Genomic DNA, 17,636 nt, shown 5'->3' with positions numbered 1-17,636 from the left:
GTCAGCGCCGCGGCAGACCGAGGACCTGGGTGGCGATGATGTTGCGCTGGATCTCCGAGGTGCCGCCGGCGATGGTTCCGGAGAAGCTGCGTGCATAACGCTCGAACCAACTGGCGAAGTAATGGTCGAGGTTCATGTGCTCGTATCGACCCGTCGTCGACGGATGAATCAGCCCGTCGGCGCCTGAGGCGGTGAAAGCGGTGTCCATCGCCCGCATCTCGGCCTCCGAGCCGAACAGCTTGAGCACCGACACCGAGGCGGTGTCCATCTCACCGCGGGCCGCGCGGGCCAACGCCGCCGAACCCATCGCCCGCAGTGCCTGGTAATCCATGATCGCCGTCGCGTATTGGTCGCGCTGCAGCGCATCGCGAGGGCGGAAATCGGAGATCATGTTGTCGATGCGGTCGGCGAAACCCAGCCACATCATGGTGCGTTCATGGCCGAGCGAGCCGTTGGCCACGCCCCACCCGCCGTTGAGCGGACCGACCAGGTTCTCGGCGGGAACCCGGGCGTCGGTGAAGAACACCTCGTTGAAGTCCTTGTTCTCCTCACCGCACAGGTCGGCGAACGGACGGCACACCACCCCCGGGGTGTCGGTCGGGATGATCAGCACGCTGATGCCCTTGTGCTTGGGCGCATCCGGGTCGGTGCGGACGAACGTCAACAGGAAGTCGGCGTCGTGTGCGCCCGACGTCCACACCTTCTGCCCGTTGACGATGAAATGGTCGCCGTCTTGGACGGCACGGGTGCGCAGCGACGCCAGATCGGAGCCGGCGCTCGGCTCGCTCATCCCGAGCGATGCGGTGATCTCGGCCTTGAGCACCGGCACCGCCCAGCGGTGCTTCTGCTCGTCTGAACCGAACGAAAGCAGCGATGCCGCAATGATGTTCACGCCCTGCGGGTTGAAGCTGTGATAGATGCGGCGGCGGCACAACTCGTCGAGGTGGACGAACTGCTGCAGCACCGTGGCGTTGCGCCCGCCGAATTCGGGCAGCTGGGCGGGCAGCAGCCAGCCGTTGTCGAACAGCAGGCGTTGCCAGTCGCGCGCCCACTGCGGCATGTGCGACACCGAACGCGGCCGCTCCAACGTCTGCGTTTCCGACGGCAGGTGCTCGTCGAGGAACGCCGCGAACTCGGCGCGGAACTCCTCGACGTCGGAATCAAAAGTCAGCTGCATGAAACTCCTCGGCGATGATCGCGCGATGCTCGGCGGCGCCGCCGAGCAGGTGCTCGCCGGCCTTGGCCCGCTTCAGCGCGAACTGCAGGTCGTTCTCCCAGGTGAAACCCATCGCGCCGAACAGCTGCAGGCCGTGGCGGAACACCACTGCCTGGGCCTCACCCGCCGACGCCTTGGCCATCGCCGCGGCCAGCCGCCTGCGCGGGTCGTCTTCGGCGATCGTCAGCGCCGCGAAGTACGCGAGCGCACGCGCGCGTTCGGTGGCGACGTGCATGTCGACGGCCTTGTGCTGGACGGCCTGGAACGAGCCGATCGCGACGCCGAACTGCTGGCGCTGCTTGACGTGTTCGAGGACCAGATCCAGGATGCGCTGGCAGGCGCCGACGGTAGTGACGGCCATCCCGGTCAGCGCGACATGGCGGGCCCGCTCGGGGTCGGCGGGAACCCGCGCGTCGTCGGGCACCCGCACGTCGGCGAAGGACACCTCGGCGACGTGCAGCACGGGGTCGAAGACCGGGCTGCGCCGCGTCGTGGTCCGGTCGGCGTCGACGATGAAGACGCCGGCCTCGGTGACGACGGCCAAGCGCTCGGCGCGGTCGCCGTCGAGCACGTGTCGGGCCGTGCCGTTGAGCACCCAACCGTCGGCGTCGCGGTGGGCGGTCACCCCGTCGTAGACCGCGGTGCCGGCCCGTTGCGGATCGAAGCGGTCACCGGCCAGCGGGGCGAACTGGGTCAACGTCGCCAGAAACGGGGTGGGGTCGGTGGCCCGGCCCAGTTCTTCGAGCACGATCGCCAGCTCGACGGCGTTTTCGGCGTCGCTGAGCTCGGTCCAGCCCGCGTCGACGTAGGTCTTCCACAGCGGCGCCGGGTCGACGCCGTTCTCCGCGATCCCGCGGATCAGGGAGGCCGGGCACTGCTTGGTCACCGCGTCCCGCACGGTCTCCTGCCAGAGCCGCTGGTCAGCGTCGAACTCCAATAACACCAAGGCCTCCCGGGATAATCAGACCGTACGAGAATAACATTCTCGTTAGATGCTGTAACCGTTCTCGATAGAGGACTACCACGTTTCGGCCGACGCATGCCAAGCGACTGACCAGCGCACACCCTGACCTGCACAGAAGTAAGCGATCTGCTGGAGAACACAATTCTTGCCTTTGAAGAACAAGGCTTTACTATGGGGATATGCCCGGCGTCTGCACGTGCTGGTGCCCAACATGGAAATCGGTCGACCGGACCGACATCGGAGGCCTGAGGTGATCGAACTTCCCGGGGGCGAGAAGACGCCTGTCATCGACGCGAGCGTGCACATCTTCAGCAAGTCGAACAAAGACCTGCGCGCCATCCTTCGTGAGCCGTTTCGCAGTCGCGGGTTCCCCGACTACGAGATGGACTGGTACGGCGCTCCCGGCGGCGAGTACGCCCCGGGCACCCAAGGGCCCGACCGGCAGTATCCCGGCTCGGATCCCGAACTGGTCGGAAAGCATCTGTTCGACGACGGCGGGGTGGACGTCGCCGTGCTGCACCCGATGACCCGCGGCATCATGCCGGACCGTCACCTGGGCACCGCGCTTGCCGCCGCCCACAACGAGATGCTGGTGTCACGCTGGCTCGAGGACAACCCGTACGCCGAGCGATACCGCGGCACCATCCGGATCAACCCCGACGACATCGTGGGCGCGCTGCGCGAAATCGACAAGTACAAAGATCATCCGCGCGTCGTGCAGATCGGGGTGCCGCTGCAGTCGCGCGAGCTGTACGGCAAGCCGCAGTTCTGGCCGTTGTGGGAGGCCGCCATCGAGGCGAACCTGCCGGTTGCGGTGCACATCGAAGTCGGCGCCGGTGTCGCCGCGGCGCCCACGCCGTCCGGCAACACCCGCACCTACGAGCAGTACGTCGGGTTCATGGCGCTGAACTACCTGTATCACCTGATGAACATGATCGCGGAGGGGGTATTCGAAAGGATGCCCGCGCTGAAGTTCGTCTGGGCCGACGGCGCTGCCGACATGCTCACCCCGTTCATGTGGCGGATGGACTGCTTCGGCAGACCCCATCTGGAGCAGACGCCGTGGGCGCCGAAGATCCCGAGCGATTACCTGCCCGGACACGTCTATTTCATCCAGGGCGCACTCGACGGGCCCGGGGATGTCGAGTTCGCCGGTGAGTGGTTCGGCTTCACCGGCAAGGAGAACATGGTGATGTTCGGCTCCAGCTATCCGCACTGGCAGCACAACAAGCTCACCGTGCCCGCGTCGTACACGCCGGAACAACGCGACAAGCTGTGCTGGCGAAACGCCGCGGAACTCTACGGCATAGACGTCGGGGCCGGCGTTGGCGCAAAGTGATAGAAGACTTCGGATAGGGAGGCCACGATGACGGTCACAGCGACAGAGAGAAAGCCGGCAACCGAGCGCGTCGCCATTCGGTGTGTCGACTCCGACGTGCACCCGACCCCGCGTCGCGGCGAGCTGGTCCAGTACATCCCGGAGCCGTGGCGCAGCAAGTACTTCCTCACCCGAAAAGTCGGCGAGCAGATCTACTACGACGCGCCCGACTACGCGCACTCGTACGCGATGCGCGTCGACACGTTCCCGCCGGACGGCGAATTCGCCTGCAGCGACCCCGATCTGGCGTTCAAGCAGCTGATCATGGAGGCGGGCGCCGACATCGCGATCCTGGAGCCCGCCGCCTACCCGGCCCGCACCGTCGAAACCCAGCACGCCATGTCGGTGGCGCTGAACGACTGGCAGGCCAACCACTGGCTCGACAGCCACAACAACTGGCACGAGCGGTGGCGCGGCTCGATCTGCCTGGCGATCGAGGACCCGCAGGCCAGCGCGCGCGAGATCGAGCGCTGGGCGGGCCACCCCTACATGGCGCAGACGCTGATCAAGGCCGAACCGCGGCCGTCATGGGGCGATCCGAAGTACGACCCGATCTGGGCAGCCGCCACCAAGCACGACATCACGGTCAGCTGCCACCTGTCGCGCAGCCACCATGAAGAGCTGCCGATGCCGCCGGTCGGCATGCCCAGCTACAACCACGATTTCATGGTCACCTACTCGCTGCTCGCGGCCAACCAGGTGATGAGCCTGATCTTCGACGGGGTGTTCGACCGGTTCCCGACGTTGCGCATCGTGTTCGTCGAGCACGCGTTCACCTGGATCCTGCCGCTGATGTGGCGGATGGACGCCATCTACGAGGCCCGCAAGCCGTGGGTGGACATCAAGCGCAAGCCATCGGAGTACGTCAAGGACCACATCAAGTTCACCACCCAGCCGCTGGACTACCCCGAGGACAAGACGGAGCTGACCCGCGCGTTCGAGTGGATGGAATGCGAGAAGATTCTGCTCTTCTCCTCGGACTACCCGCACTGGACGTTCGACGACCCGCGCTGGCTGGTCAAGCACCTGCCCCAGCATGCGCGCGAGGCCGTGATGTTCCGCAACGGGATCGAGACGTACAAGCTGCCAGAGACCGTTCCGGCGCTCGAGGGCCAGGTGCGGGTGTTCTGAGTTGACCGACGAGAAGAAACCGCCCCGGCTGGCCCAGGGGCGTGAACACGTCGTCGCCACAGTCGACGAAATCCCGCCAGGGACACACAAACTCGTGCCTATCGGCCGACACGGCGTCGGCGTCTACAACGTCCACGGGACGTTCTACGCGATCGCGAACTACTGCCCGCACGAAGGCGGCCCGCTGTGTTCGGGTCGTGCCCGTGGCCGCACCATCGTCGACGAAAGCGTCCCCGGCGACGCGGTGATGGTCCGCGATCTGGAGTTCATCTACTGCCCGTGGCACCAGTGGGGTTTCGAACTGGCCACCGGCACCACTGCCGTCAAACCCGAATGGAGTATCCGGACCTACCCGGTCCGTGTCGTTGGTAACGAGGTGCTGGTACAGGCATGACCACAACCGAAGAGAAGTCCGGGCCCACGCTCAAGCGCGGTGAGGAGGTTTTCGAGATCAACGGCGGAAACGTCGTCTACGAGATCCTCGGCAAGCAAGGCGAATTCATCGCGCTGACACCCGGCGGCCGGTTCAGCAAGGACATCGAGGGCCTGCGGCCGCTGGCGCAGGAACTCGTGAAGGGCGGTTACCGCGTGCTGTTGTGGGACCGGCCCAACTGCGGCAAGTCCGACGTGCAGTTCTACGGGCAGAGCGAATCACACATGCGCGCCGAGACACTGCACGCGCTGATCACCGGGCTCGACATCGGGCCGTGCATCATCGCCGGCGGCTCGGGCGGTGCCCGCGACTCGATGCTGACCACGATGCTCTATCCCGAGATCGTGCGGAAACTGGTGGTGTGGAACATCGTCGGCGGCGTGTACGGGTCGTTTGTCCTGGGCTCCTACTACATCGTGCCCAGCATCCTGGCCGTCCGCGGCGCCGGGATGAAGGCGGTTGCCGCGGTCGACGAGTGGAAGCAGCGCATCGCCGAGAACCCCGCCAACCGCGAGCGGTTCCTCGCCATGGACCCCGACGAGTTCCTCAAGCTGATGCTGCGCTGGCTCAACGCCTTCGTGCCGAAACCGGGCCAGACCATTCCCGGCGTCGAGGACGAGATGTTCGACAACATCAAAGTTCCCACGCTGATCATCCGCGGCGGGGAGAACGACATGGACCACCCGAAGCGGACGTCGCTGGAGATCAGCTGCCTGATCAAGGGGTCGACGCTCATCGACCCGCCCTGGCCCGAGGATGCCTGGGAGCGCGCCGGTGAAGCGCGCGCCTCGGGAAAGGTGAAGCGCTTCAACATGTTCGACACGTGGGTGCAGGCCGCGCCCGCGATCCTGAACTTCCTGGACGACTAGATGACGCGCGTCACCGGGTCAGATCGTGTGGATGTGCACTTCGCAGTTGAGCGACGCCTCCAAAGCGGTGTGGATGCGGCTTTCGGGCACCCGCTCCAGATCCGCCTGGCGCAGCGTCACGTGCACCACGTCCCAGCCGTCCTCCCCCGCCACCCGCTCGATCTCGCCGGTCAACCCGAACCCGGCGAGCACCCCGCTGGCGTCGGCGTCGGTGCCGCGGCTGATGTAGGTGAGCACACCCGGCACGGGCGTGGTGCCGAACGCCTTGGCGCACATGTCTACTGCGCGTCGTTGAAGTTCGGCCGGGTCTTCGCCGGCGATCAGGATCTCCACTTCGCGGCGCTGCGGCGGCAACGCGGGCAGGTTGTTGTCCACCACCTCGATACCCGCCGCCGCGACCAGGTCACGGAGGCGCGCCATGCCATCGCTTAGCTGCGCAGGTGTCAGCTCGCCGGCCTTGTCGACGCCGACACGCACCACCGCCGTTCTCATGTCCGTCAGCCTAGCCGCGGCCCGGAAGGACGTGTCATGACCTCAACGACAACGGATCTCACCGTCGCAGCGTGGCCCAATTGCCCACCCCGGCTGCTGCGGCCGGGACAACCGGGACCGGAGACCTACGCCGAGTACGCACAGGCCGGCGGCTACCGGAAGCTGACCGACGCCGATGCGCTGCTGGAACAGGTCGACCTGTCGGGCCTGCTGGGCCGCGGCGGCGCAGCGTTTCCGCTCGGCACCAAGCTCCGAACGGTGCGCGACGCGCGCCTCCGGGGTTCCGACACGGTGGTGGTGGCCAACGGTGAAGAGGGTGAACCCGCTTCGGTCAAGGATCGTTGGCTGCTGCGCACCCGGCCCCATCTGGTGCTCGACGGTCTACGCCTGGCGGCGGCGATCGCCGGTGCGACCCGCGCCTACGTGTACGTGTCCGACGAGCGGTCGGCGACGGCGGTCACCGACGCGCTGAGCGAACTGAGCCCGCAGGCGTTCGGCGACGCCGAGGTCACCGTCCTCACCGTGCAAGCCGGCTACGTCGCCGGTGAGGAGACCGCCGCGGTACGTCGCATCAACGGCGGACCGGCCAAGCCGACCGACAAACCGCCGCGGCCCTTCGAGGAAGGCGTCCTGGGCCTGCCGACGATGGTCAGCAACGTCGAAACGCTGGCGAACCTGCCGTATATCGCCGAACACGGCGGCCAGGGCTTTCGCGCCGTGGGCACGCCGATGTCACCGGGTACGTTCCTCGCGACGATCACCGGCGCCGGGAAGCCCCCGGCGCTCTACGAAATCCCGCACGGTGCCGCGTTTTCGACGCTGCTCGACGTACACGGCGTGGAGGCCGAATCGGTGCGTGGGGTGTTGATGGGCGGCTACTTCGCCGGGTTGCTCAACACCGACGTCCTGGAAGCCACCCTCGATCATGAAACGATCCGGCGCCTCGGCGCCGGTCTGGGCTGCGGTGCGATCTCCATCCTCACCGAAGACTGCCCGCTGGCGGTCGCCGCTTCGGTGATGTCCTACTTCGATCGGGAGAACGCCGGACAGTGCGGATCGTGTTTCAACGGTACGGCGGCGATGGCAGCGGTGCTGTGCGCACTGCGCGACGGCGTGGCCACCGACGAGGACCTGGCCCGGCTGGAGCGGTGGTCGGTGGTGCTGCGCGGGCGCGGCGCATGCGGCACGCTCGACGGCGCCACCAACATCGCCGCCAGCCTGCTGCGCCAGTTCCCCCAGGTGGTCACCCGCCACCTCGCCGGCGAGTGCCCGGCATGTCGGCCCGCGGTGTTTTCCGCTGTGCGGCCCTACGAAGTGGAGGCGGTGGCTCACCCATGAGTGACGGCTTGAGGATCAAGCTCGATCGCACGTTGTGTGACGGCTTCGGGATCTGCGCCAAACACGCACCCGACTACTTCTCGCTCGACGACTGGGGGTACGCCTCGCTGATCGGCGACGGCACCGTGCCCGAAAAAGACCGCGACGCGGTGATGCGCGCGCTACTGGACTGCCCCGTGCACGCGATCATCTACCTGGGCGAACACCGCCCCTCCGAGGACCAGAACAACCCCACGGAGGTTCGGGAGGCACCGGAGCCCGACCCCAACACCGATGACAGCGAGGCGATTTCGGGGTTTGTTCGGTGACACGGCCACTACCTGAGCTGACAGTCCTAAACGAGTTCTTCTGGACCGCAGGCGCAGACGGGGTGCTACGCATCCAAGAGTGCCAGGACTGTCAGGCGTTGATCCATCCGCCGCAGCCGGTGTGCCGGTACTGCCGCAGCCACAACATGGGGGTGCGCGACGTCTCCGGCAAGGCGACGCTGAGCGCCTTCACCGTCAACCACCGGTTCGGCTTCATGGACCTGCCGCCGCCGTACGTGGTGGCCCAGGTGGCCGTCGTCGAAGATCCACGAGTTCGGTTGACCACCAACATCGTCGACTGCGAACCCGACGAACTGAAACTCGGCCAGGCCGTCGAGGTCGACTTCCAGAAGCTAGAAGACGTCTGGCTGCCCGTGTTCCGGCCCACGGCCGACAGCCAAGCCGGACCCGCGGCCGTCGACGACGTCGCACCCGAGGACATCGGCCGCTACGTGCGCACTCCGTTGACCACCGAGAAGTTCGAAGACAAGTCCGCGATCACCGGTGTCGGCGCATCCCGGCTGGGCCGACGGTTGATGGTTCCCCCGCTCTCGCTGACCATCGAGGCGTGCGCGGCCGCGATCGCTGATGCCGGGCTGACATTCGAAGACATCGACGGACTTTCGACATATCCCGGTCTCGACATCGCCGGCATGGGCGAGGGCGGGGTCAGCGCGCTCGAGAACGCGTTAGGGCTGCGACCCACCTGGATCAACGGCGGCATGGACACCTTCGGGCCCGGCGGATCCGTCATCGCCGCCATGATGGCCGTCGCGACCGGCATGGCCCGCCACGTGCTCTGCTTCCGCACGCTCTGGGAAGCGACGTTCCAGCAGCTGATGAAGGAAGGTAAGGCCTCACCGCCCGGCGGTGCCCGCACCCCCAGCTGGCAGATGCCGTTCGGCGCCATGTCGGCCGCGCACACGTTGGCGCTCAACGCGCAACGCCACTTCGACCGCTACGGCACCACCCGGGAGACCCTCGGCTGGATCGCGATGAACCAGCGCGCCAACGCCGCGCTGAACCCCACCGCGATCTACCGCGACCCGATGTCCATGGACGACTACCTCAACGCCCGGATGATCACCACACCGTTCGGGCTGTATGACTGTGACGTCCCGTGCGACGGAGCGGTCGCGGTGATCGTGTCGGCCGTCGACGCCGCAAAAGACATGCCGCACAAGCCCATCCTGTTCGAGGCCGTCGGGACCCAGATCGTCGAACGCACCGACTGGGACCAGTCCACGCTGACCCACGAACCGCAGGTGCTCGGCCAGGCCGCGCACCTGTGGACGCGCACCTCGCTGCGGCCCGACGACGTCGACGTCGCCCAACTGTACGACGGCTTCTCGTTCAACTGCCTGTCATGGCTGGAGGCGCTCGGCTTCTGCGGCATCGGCGAAGCCAAGGACTTCCTGGACGGCGGAAAGGCCATCGCCCGCGACGGCGTCATCCCGCTGAACACCCACGGCGGCCAGCTGTCTCACGGGCGCACCCACGGGATGGGTTTGATTGCCGAGGCGGTGACCCAGTTGCGCGGCGACGCCGGGGAACGTCAGGTGCGAGGAGCCAGCGTCGCGGTGGCCAGCAGTGGCGGCCTCACCCCCAGCGGGGTCCTGCTGATGCGGACCGACACGTGAGCGCCCCGCGTCCGCGCGTCGTGCTCGCCGACGGTGTGCCGATGTCGGGTCTGCTGGCCGAGGTCGACGACCCGCGGGCCGTCATCGTCGCATTCCACGGGGGCTCCAGCACCGCAGCGTATTTCGACTGCCCGGGACATCCGCGGCTGTCGCTGCTGCGGGCGGGCGCCGCGGCCGGCTACACCACCGTGGCGCTGGACCGGCCCGGTTACGGCAGCTCGGCACCGTACCCGGAGGCGATGGCAGAACCTGAACAGCGCGTCGCGCTGGCATCCGGCGCCCTCGACAAGGTGCTCGGCGACAAGCCGCGCGGCGCGGGCGTGTTTCTGATGGGCCATTCGGCGGGCTGTGAGATGGCGGTGCGGATGGCCGTTACCGGCGCTGACGTCATCGGCCTCGAACTGGCCGGAACCGGGGTCCGATACACCCCGGCGATGGCCGACATCATGAAAGCCGCGATGTCCAACCAGCGCCCCGTCGGGCTGCGCGAGCTGCTCTGGACTCCCGAGGACGTGTACCCACCCGAGGTGCTCTCCGGTATGACGAACTCCTCGGGCGGGGCGCGCTACGAAGCCGATATGACGAACCACTGGCCCAGGCGCGATTTCCCCGGGCTCGCAGCGCAGTTGCGCGTGCCGGTCCAGTTCAGCGTCGCGGAATTCGAGCAGGTGTGGCGGACGGACCCGGAGACGTTGGCGAAGATCGGCGCGATGTTCACCTCGGCGCCGCGGTTCGTGCTCAACGAACAACCCGGGAGCGGCCACAACATCTCGTTGTCGGTCGCCGCCGATGCGTACCACGCCAAGGTGCTGGCGTTCGTCGAGGAATGTGTTCTGGCACAACAAGGATTGGAGACGGGTTGATGCGCGTCGGATTCATCGGACTCGGCAGCCAGGGCGGGCCCATGGCGCGCCGCATCGCCGAAGGTGGTTTCGAAACCACCCTGTGGGCGCGCAGGCAGGCCAGCCTCGAACCGTATGCGGACACCCCCGCCAAGACCGCGGGCTCCCCTGCCGAACTGGGCGCGGCCAGCGACCTGGTGTGCCTGTGCGTGGTCGGTGACGACGACGTCAGGGAGGTGCTGTACGGCGAGAACGGCGTGCTGTCGGCAATGACGTCGGGCGGCGTCGTCGCGATCCACAGCACCGTGCACCCCGACACCTGCCGTGAGGTCGCTGAAAAAGCTGCTGCGCAGGGTGTTTCGGTGATCGACGCTCCGGTCAGCGGTGGCGGCCCCGCCGTCGAGGAAGGCAAGCTGCTGGTGATGGTCGGCGGCGAAGAGGACGTCGCCGAACGATGCCGGCCGGTGTTCGCCACCTACGCCGACCCGATCGTGCACCTGGGCCCGTTGGGCAGCGGGCAGGTCACCAAGATCCTCAACAACCTGCTGTTCACCGCCAACCTGGGCGCCGCGACGAGCACCCTCGATCTCGGTGAGACCCTGGGCATCCCGCGTGACCGGCTCGCCGAGGTGCTCAACGGCGGCTCGGCCACCAGCAAGGCGCTGGGCAGCATCTCGATGTTCGGCGGAACCGTCGACGGGCTGGCGCCGATCGCCGGCGCGTTGCTGCAGAAGGACGTTCGGCACGCGGCGAGCATCGCGGCCACCGCATCGGCGCCCGAGGGCGCCGTGTTCACCGCGGCCGACGCGGCGTTGAAGAAGATGGACTTCCCGCGGTGACACGCGTCGGGTTCGTCGGGGCCGGCCGGATGGGTGCGCCCATGGTGTCGCGGCTCGTCGAAGCCGGCCACGAGGTCCGCGTCCTCGGCAGAACCGACGAGAAGTGCGCGGCGATGCGTGATCTTGGTGCGGACCCCGTCACCGAATTCGGCGCGGTCGGCGACGGCGCCGACGTCGTCATCGTCTGCGTGTTCACCGACGCGCAGGTGCAGCAGGTCTGTCTGTCCGGTGACCTGGTGTCGGCGATGACGCCGGGTGCGGTGCTCGTCCTCCACACGACGGGAAGTCCCCGCACCGCGCAGAACATCGCCGCCGAGGTCCCGGCGATCGACGTCGTCGACGCACCCGTGAGCGGCGGACCTCACAACATCGCGTCGGGCACCCTCACGTTGTTCGTCGGCGGATCCGACGACGCGGTGGCCCGCGCCCAGCGGGTGCTCGCGGCGTACGGCGATCCGATCCTGCATGTCGGCCCGCTCGGCGCAGGCCAGGCGGTCAAGCTGGTCAACAACGCGCTGTTCGCCTCGCAGATCGGGTTGCTGCGGGAGGCGGTCGCGCTCGGTGACCGCTTCGGCGTCGACGAACAGAACCTGCTGACGTCGATCTCGCGCGGTAGCGGTGCCAGCCGGGTCGGGGAGTTCATCGCCATGCGTGGTTCGGTGGCGGCGTTCGTCGACGACACCGCCGAGTTCATCGGCAAGGACGTCGCGGTGGTGCGGGAAATCGCCGCCGAACTGGGCGGCGGTCTTGGCGTTCTCGACGACGTCATCAAAGCGGGAATTCGGCAGTGACAACCGGCGATTCCGACTACTCAAGCCCATCCCGTGAGGCATACTATAGGCGTTACATAAATGCAGCCTCGCGTAACGGAAGCGGTCACTAGCCCGCCGCGAAAGAGGAGACCATGACCAAGCCCAAACTGGTGTTCGATCCGGTTTCGCAGGAGTACTTCGACAACCCCTACGAGATCTACCAGCGGATGCGTGACGAGGCCCCGATCTACTACGACGAGGACCAGGACTTCTATGCGCTGACCCGGCACGCCGACGTCGCCGCGGCGCTCAAGGATCACGAGGCGTTCTCGTCGTCGCGCGGATGTGACCTGGCCATGGTGCGGTCCGAGGAAGGTCCCGTGAAGTCGATCATCTTCATGGATCCGCCGGAGCACCGCCACATGCGCAGCCTGCTCAACAAGGCGTTCACCCCGCGGGCCATTCAGTCGCAGCGCGAGTCCATCACCGAACTCGTCGAGCATTACCTGTCGAAGGTCGACCCCGACAACTTCGATGTGGTGCAGGACTTCTCGGGCCCCTTCCCGGTGGAGGTGATTACCCGGATGGCCGGCGTGCCCGAGGAGTTCCGCCAGCAGGTGCGGCGCTGGATCGACACGAGCCTGGAACGCAGGCCGGGCCAGCTCGAGCTGTCCGAAGAGAACATGCAGGCCAACATCGACTCCGGTATGTATTACTACGGCCTGGTGCAGGAGCGCCGGCAGAATCCGCAGGACGACATGATCAGCCGGTTGATCGCCGCGGAGATCCCCGACGACGACGGAAACCTGCGCAAGCTCGACGACCTCGAAATCACCGGGTTCACCACGCTGCTGGGCGGAGCCGGCGCCGAAACCGTCACCAAGCTGGTCGGCAGCGCGGTGGTCGAGTTCGCGCGCCACCCCGAGCAGTGGCAGATGCTGCTCGAGGACCGCAGCCTGGTGCCCGCGGCTGTCGAGGAGTTGCTGCGCTACGTCGGCCCGGTGCAGTACAACGTGCGCTTCACGCTCAAAGAGGCCGAAGTGCCGAGCGGCACCATCCCCGCGCACAAACCCGTCTTTTTGATGAAGGCGGCGGCCAACCGCGATCCGCGTGCCTTCGACAACGCCGAGAGCTTCGACATCACCCGCGACCGCACCCAGGCGCAGAACCTTGGGCTGGGCTACGGCATCCACAGCTGCCTGGGCGCCGCGCTGGCCCGGTTGGAAAGCACGATCGCCCTGGAGAAGCTGCTCGACTTCATGCCGCGCTACGAAGTCGATTTCGACGGTCTGCAGCGCGTCACCATGCAGAACGTCGCCGGGTACCACCACGTGCCGGTGCGGGTGCTGAAGTGACGCGCAAGGTCGTCGTCGACTTCGGGTTGTGCGAAGCAAACGGCATCTGCATGGGGATCATCCCGGAGGTGTTCGACCTCGACGACGAGGATTACCTGCACGTGCTGCAGGACGAGGTGACGCCCGAAAACGAAGAGCAGATCAAAGAGGCGGTCCGGCAATGTCCGCGACAGGCCATCTCGATCGAAGACGCATGACAGCATCCGAAGTCGTCTTCGACCCGTTCTCCGAGGAGTTCTTCAACGGGCCTTGGGACATCTACCGCCGCCTGCGCGAGTACGCGCCGGTCTACTACAACGCCGAGCACGACTTCTACGCGCTGTCCCGCCATGAAGACGTGGCGGCGGCCTACAAGGACTTCGAAACGTACTCCTCGGCTTACGGTCTGGACCTGGCCACGGTGCGCTCGAATGAGCCGATGGTCGCCAAGATGATCATCGTGATGGACCCGCCCGAACACCGTCAGATGCGCAGCCTCGTCAACAAGGTGTTCACGCCGCGAGCCATCGAGGCGATGCGCCCGATGGTCACCGCGACCATCGACCGCCACCTGTCGCGGGTCAACCCGGATCAGTTCGACGTCGTCGCGGACTTCTCCGCGCTGTTTCCGGTCGATGTGATCAGCCAGATGCTCGGTGTGCCCGAGGAGTACCGACAGCAGGTCGGTCAATGGGTCGACATCACGCTGCACCGCGAACCCGGCCAGATCGACATGTCCGAGAAGGGCTTGCAGGCGGTCGGTGAGCTGATGGGCTTGTACTACAACCTGATTCAGCAGCGCCGAGCCGAGCCGCGCGACGACATGTTCAGCCGGCTGATCGCCGCCGAGGTCGAGCGCGACGACGGCGAGAAGCAGCAGCTGGACGACTTCGAGATCGCCGGGTTCGCGACCCTGCTGGGCGGCGCGGGCGCCGAGACCGTCACCAAGTTGATCGGCAATGCCGCGGCGACGTTCGCCCGCTTCCCCGACCAGTGGCAGAAGCTGCTCGACGACCGCAGTAAGATCCCGGCCGCGGTCGAAGAGCTGCTGCGCTACGAGGCACCCAACCAGTACAACGTGCGGCGTTCCATGAAGGAAGTCCACCTGCACGGGGTGACCATCCCCGCGGGCAAACCGGTGTTCCTGCTTGCCGGTTCGGCGAACCGGGATCCCGAGGCGTTCACCGACGCCGATACGTTCGACATCGAGCGTGACCGCTCCGAGGCGCAGAACCTGGGCTTCGGCTACGGGGTGCACAGCTGCCTGGGCGCCGCGCTGGCCCGCATGGAGAGCGCGATCGCGCTCGAACGGCTGCTCGACTTCATGCCGCGCTACGAGGTGCTGTGGGACCAGTGCAAGCGGGTGGCCGCGCAGAACGTCGCGGGCTGGTCCAACGTCCCGGTGCGTGTGTTGCGCTGATGCGGTTCGTGTTCGTACACGGCGGATTTCACGCCGCGTGGTGTTGGGACGCGACGGTCGACGAGCTGCGCGCACTCGGCCATGACGGCGTCGCCGTGGACCTGCCTGGGCACGGGGCCCGCGTCGACGAGGAGTCGACGCTGGCCAACCGCCGCGATGCGATCCTCGCCGAACTGCAATCAGGAGACGTCCTCGTCGGCCATTCCGGCGGCGGGTTCGACGCCACGCTCGCCGCGGACGCCGCACCGGATCGGGTGCGCCACATCGTCTATCTCGCCGCAGCGCTGCCCCGCGAGGGCCGCACGTACCCCGAGGCGATGGCGATGCGCGACTCCGAAGAAGGCGAGTTCGATGCCGACGTCGGAGACATGTTGGGCTACTTGAAGTTCGACGACGACGGGGCGATGTGGTTCGCCGACTTCGAGGGTGCGTGGCGCTACTTCTACCACGACTGCGACGAAGCCACGGCGCGGTGGGCCTTCGAGCGCCTCGGCCCAGAACGGTTCGGCGACACCACGGTGACACCGGTGTCGATGCCGCGGTTCTGGGCGGCCGAGTTGCCCCGCAGCTTCATCCGCTGTCTTCAGGACCGGTCGATGCCGCGTTGGCTGGCCGATACGGTGACGCGCCGCCTCGGTGTCGAGCAGCTGACCATCGACGCGTCGCACTCACCGTTTCTGAGCCGCCCGCGCGAGTTGGCCGAGTTGCTGGTGCACGCCACCACCACCAGCCCGATCGGCCCGCTGATACCCGACTGACCCGGCCCTCGCGGCAGCGCGACTACATGCCGTGGAGGATGACGCCGTTGCAGTCGGCCGCGGCCTGCCGCAGCTTGGCGGCGGCCTGATATTCGTCGGAGTAGTACCACTTCTTGGCCGCCTCCTCCGACTCGAACTCGAGAAGGACGGTCTGCGTGCCGTGCCAGGTGCCCTCGATCACCTCGGCCTTCTGGTCGAACGCCAGCACCGTGGCGGCAGCCATCGTCTGGCTGGCCGCCTTGCCGTACTCGGCCATCCCGGCCGGATCCTTGACGTCCTCGGTGATGAGGATATAAGCCTTGGCCACTGAAACTCCTTATGGGTCAGTCGATCTCGCTGATCGCTTGTTCTGGACAATTCTGAATCGCGTCCTTGGCGGCCCCTTCGAGTCCGGCGGGAACCTCAGCCGGATCCGCGACGGCCCAGCCGTCGTCGGTCATGTGAAACACCTCGGGGCACAGCGTCAGGCACATGCCGTGGCCGGCGCAGCGGTCCTCGTCGACGTTGACCCTCATCCGGCGTCGCCCTTCACCACATCGAACTCCAGATGCAGCTGGGTCAGCCCGCGCAGGATGTAGGTCGGGATGTAGTTGTAGCGACGCTCCCCCGCCGGACCGTGATGGGCCTCGCTGATCCGGATGTCGGTGGTGCGGTCCAACAGCCGCTCCAGGCCGACGCGCGTCTCGGCGCGGGCCAGCGGTGCGCCCGGGCAGCTGTGAATGCCGCGGCCGAACGCCAGGTGCTGGCGGGCGTTCTTGCGCTCGGGGTCGAAGGCGTCGGGATCTTCGAACCGGCGCGGATCCCGGTTGGCCGCACCGTTGATCACCATCACCGTGCAGCCGGCACCCAACGGTTGATCGCCGACGGTGGTCGGCACCCGCGACAACCGGAAGTCACCCTTGACGGGGCTCTCGATGCGCAGGCACTCCTCGATGAAGTTCGGCAGCAGGCTGCGATCCTCGCGCAGCCTGCGCTGGATGTCCGGGTTGTCGCCGATCACTTTCAGCGCGGTGCTCAGCAGCCGCACCGTGGTCTCCTGCCCGGCCGAGAACACGTTGGTGGCCACCCGCACGACGTCACCCACCTCGGGCACCGTGCCGTCCGGGAAGTTCGCGGTCGCCAGCCCGGTCAGCACGTCGTCGCGGGGGTTGGCCCGACGATCCTCGACGTATTCGGCGAAGACCTCGTAGAGGTACTCCAGCGGCGTCTTGGCCAGCGTCTTGTCGGCGTTACCCAGCCCGCTGCCGTGCGTGCCGCGCGCCAGCCGTTCGAGAAGCTCGGGACGGTCCTCCTCGGGCACGCCGAGCAGATCGGCGATGACGCGCAACGTGAACGGCGCCGCGAAGCCGGCGATGAACTCACCCTCCCCCGTCGCCAGGAAGTCGTCGAGGATGTCGTCGGCGAGCTGCCACATCGCGTCCTCGTTCTCCTTGAGGCGCTTGGGCGTGATCAGCCGCATCAGCAACGCGCGGTGGTTGGTGTGCGTGGGCGGGTCCAGCGTCGGAAGCTGGTCGCTGAACGGGATCTCGTCGCGGTGCTTTTCGATCAGCTCGGTGATGTCGCCGTCTTCATGACCTTCCAGCGACACCGGGAACCCGGGGAACGGACCGGTCACCGAGATACACGAGGAGAACGCCTCCGCGTCGTTGTAGACATCGACGGCTTCCTGCCAACCGGTCACCATCGTGACGCCGTAGTGGTCCTCGCGGCTGACCGGGCACTTGTCGCGCAGCGCCGCGTAGAACCGGTACGGGTCGTCGGTCAGGCGACCGTCCCGGAAGAAGTCCACCGTGGTGAGGTCCTCCGCCATGCAATGCTCCGTTCGACGATCTCAGCTCTGAGAATGTGATTCTCGTCAGATAAGTATTAGATTTCCATAGCCGGACGTCGCCGTCAACGAGGGCGCTGTGCACCCGCCCAGC

20 protein-coding genes are annotated in these 17,636 nt (G+C 66.9%); 14 read left to right on the top strand and 6 right to left on the bottom strand.

The features are described 5' to 3' along the window. Position 1: 1 nt before the first annotated feature. Positions 2 to 1,177, bottom strand: a complete 1,176-nt coding sequence (locus tag ABQE93_RS15860) for an acyl-CoA dehydrogenase family protein (RefSeq protein ID WP_448409044.1) — start codon at positions 1,175 to 1,177, stop codon at positions 2 to 4. Then, positions 1,161 to 2,159, bottom strand: coding sequence for an acyl-CoA dehydrogenase family protein (locus ABQE93_RS15855; protein ID WP_448409045.1), 999 nt, complete (start codon positions 2,157 to 2,159; stop codon positions 1,161 to 1,163). Before ABQE93_RS15855 ends, ABQE93_RS15860 begins: the two co-directional genes overlap by 17 nt. Before the next feature lie 271 nt (positions 2,160 to 2,430). Between ABQE93_RS15855 and ABQE93_RS15850 the strand changes: the two genes are divergently transcribed. Genes ABQE93_RS15850 through ABQE93_RS15835 form a run of 4 tightly spaced genes read left to right on the top strand, consistent with a single transcriptional unit; the run spans position 2,431 to position 5,991 of the window. After that, positions 2,431 to 3,519, top strand: a complete 1,089-nt coding sequence (locus ABQE93_RS15850) for an amidohydrolase family protein (RefSeq protein ID WP_448409047.1) — start codon at positions 2,431 to 2,433, stop codon at positions 3,517 to 3,519. Positions 3,520 to 3,546: 27 nt separating this feature from the next. After that, on the top strand, positions 3,547 to 4,689 hold the full coding sequence (locus ABQE93_RS15845) for an amidohydrolase family protein (protein ID WP_448409049.1): 1,143 nt from the start codon (positions 3,547 to 3,549) through the stop codon (positions 4,687 to 4,689). A 1-nt stretch (position 4,690) separates the two neighbouring features. Next, positions 4,691 to 5,083 carry a Rieske (2Fe-2S) protein gene (locus ABQE93_RS15840; RefSeq protein ID WP_448409050.1) on the top strand — a complete coding sequence of 131 codons (393 nt, stop codon included), beginning with the start codon at positions 4,691 to 4,693 and terminating at the stop codon, positions 5,081 to 5,083. Beyond that, on the top strand, positions 5,080 to 5,991 hold the full coding sequence (locus ABQE93_RS15835) for an alpha/beta fold hydrolase (RefSeq protein WP_448409051.1): 912 nt from the start codon (positions 5,080 to 5,082) through the stop codon (positions 5,989 to 5,991). Before ABQE93_RS15840 ends, ABQE93_RS15835 begins: the two co-directional genes overlap by 4 nt. A gap of 18 nt (positions 5,992 to 6,009) precedes the next feature. Here ABQE93_RS15835 and ABQE93_RS15830 read toward each other — a convergent pair whose 3' ends face one another. Further along, a complete protein-coding gene (locus ABQE93_RS15830) occupies positions 6,010 to 6,483 on the bottom strand; it encodes a hypothetical protein (protein WP_448409053.1) in 474 nt (157 codons plus the stop codon). 36 nt (positions 6,484 to 6,519) lie between these two features. Here ABQE93_RS15830 and ABQE93_RS15825 point away from each other — a divergent pair, with 36 nt between their 5' ends. The 10 genes from ABQE93_RS15825 (at position 6,520) to ABQE93_RS15780 (ending at position 15,714) form a co-directional block, all read left to right on the top strand. Further along, on the top strand, positions 6,520 to 7,821 hold the full coding sequence (locus tag ABQE93_RS15825) for an NADH-ubiquinone oxidoreductase-F iron-sulfur binding region domain-containing protein (protein ID WP_448409054.1): 1,302 nt from the start codon (positions 6,520 to 6,522) through the stop codon (positions 7,819 to 7,821). Then, entirely contained in the window at positions 7,818 to 8,129 is a 312-nt protein-coding gene (locus tag ABQE93_RS15820) for a ferredoxin (RefSeq protein WP_448409056.1), read from the top strand. Before ABQE93_RS15825 ends, ABQE93_RS15820 begins: the two co-directional genes overlap by 4 nt. After that, positions 8,126 to 9,769 (top strand): thiolase C-terminal domain-containing protein, encoded by a 1,644-nt coding sequence (locus ABQE93_RS15815; RefSeq protein WP_448409058.1) that lies wholly within the window; start codon positions 8,126 to 8,128, stop codon positions 9,767 to 9,769. The genes ABQE93_RS15820 and ABQE93_RS15815 overlap by 4 nt, the downstream gene beginning before the upstream one ends. 41 nt (positions 9,770 to 9,810) lie before the next feature. Beyond that, the gene (locus ABQE93_RS15810; RefSeq protein WP_448409151.1) at positions 9,811 to 10,632 is read left to right on the top strand and encodes an alpha/beta hydrolase; all 822 of its coding nucleotides are present in this window, start codon (positions 9,811 to 9,813) and stop codon (positions 10,630 to 10,632) included. Beyond that, positions 10,632 to 11,450 carry an NAD(P)-dependent oxidoreductase gene (locus ABQE93_RS15805; RefSeq protein WP_448409059.1) on the top strand — a complete coding sequence of 273 codons (819 nt, stop codon included), beginning with the start codon at positions 10,632 to 10,634 and terminating at the stop codon, positions 11,448 to 11,450. The genes ABQE93_RS15810 and ABQE93_RS15805 overlap by 1 nt, the downstream gene beginning before the upstream one ends. Continuing rightward, on the top strand, positions 11,447 to 12,241 hold the full coding sequence (locus tag ABQE93_RS15800) for an NAD(P)-dependent oxidoreductase (protein ID WP_448409061.1): 795 nt from the start codon (positions 11,447 to 11,449) through the stop codon (positions 12,239 to 12,241). The genes ABQE93_RS15805 and ABQE93_RS15800 overlap by 4 nt, the downstream gene beginning before the upstream one ends. Positions 12,242 to 12,354: 113 nt before the next feature. Beyond that, positions 12,355 to 13,557 (top strand): cytochrome P450, encoded by a 1,203-nt coding sequence (locus ABQE93_RS15795; RefSeq protein ID WP_448409063.1) that lies wholly within the window; start codon positions 12,355 to 12,357, stop codon positions 13,555 to 13,557. Then, on the top strand, positions 13,554 to 13,754 hold the full coding sequence (locus ABQE93_RS15790) for a ferredoxin (protein WP_448409064.1): 201 nt from the start codon (positions 13,554 to 13,556) through the stop codon (positions 13,752 to 13,754). Before ABQE93_RS15795 ends, ABQE93_RS15790 begins: the two co-directional genes overlap by 4 nt. Further along, positions 13,751 to 14,956, top strand: a complete 1,206-nt coding sequence (locus ABQE93_RS15785) for a cytochrome P450 (protein WP_448409065.1) — start codon at positions 13,751 to 13,753, stop codon at positions 14,954 to 14,956. The genes ABQE93_RS15790 and ABQE93_RS15785 overlap by 4 nt, the downstream gene beginning before the upstream one ends. Continuing rightward, a complete protein-coding gene (locus ABQE93_RS15780) occupies positions 14,956 to 15,714 on the top strand; it encodes an alpha/beta fold hydrolase (RefSeq protein WP_448409067.1) in 759 nt (252 codons plus the stop codon). The genes ABQE93_RS15785 and ABQE93_RS15780 overlap by 1 nt, the downstream gene beginning before the upstream one ends. 22 nt (positions 15,715 to 15,736) lie before the next feature. Here the strand turns inward: ABQE93_RS15780 and ABQE93_RS15775 are convergent, their stop codons facing one another. From ABQE93_RS15775 to ABQE93_RS15765, 3 genes are read right to left on the bottom strand one after another with little or no spacing between them, the layout of a single operon-like run. Further along, positions 15,737 to 16,021 carry a DUF1330 domain-containing protein gene (locus ABQE93_RS15775; RefSeq protein ID WP_448409068.1) on the bottom strand — a complete coding sequence of 95 codons (285 nt, stop codon included), beginning with the start codon at positions 16,019 to 16,021 and terminating at the stop codon, positions 15,737 to 15,739. A gap of 16 nt (positions 16,022 to 16,037) precedes the next feature. Further along, a complete protein-coding gene (locus ABQE93_RS15770; RefSeq protein WP_448409070.1) occupies positions 16,038 to 16,229 on the bottom strand; it encodes a ferredoxin in 192 nt (63 codons plus the stop codon). Then, positions 16,226 to 17,524: a cytochrome P450 gene (locus ABQE93_RS15765; RefSeq protein WP_448409072.1), complete on the bottom strand. Its 1,299-nt coding sequence runs from the start codon at positions 17,522 to 17,524 to the stop codon at positions 16,226 to 16,228. Before ABQE93_RS15765 ends, ABQE93_RS15770 begins: the two co-directional genes overlap by 4 nt. Between the last annotated feature and the right edge of the window lie 112 nt (positions 17,525 to 17,636).

It is taken from the genome of Mycolicibacterium sp. XJ662 (assembly GCF_053484035.1).
Note: the sequence above shows the minus strand (reverse complement) of the source record. Positions and strands in the feature narration are given on the sequence as shown.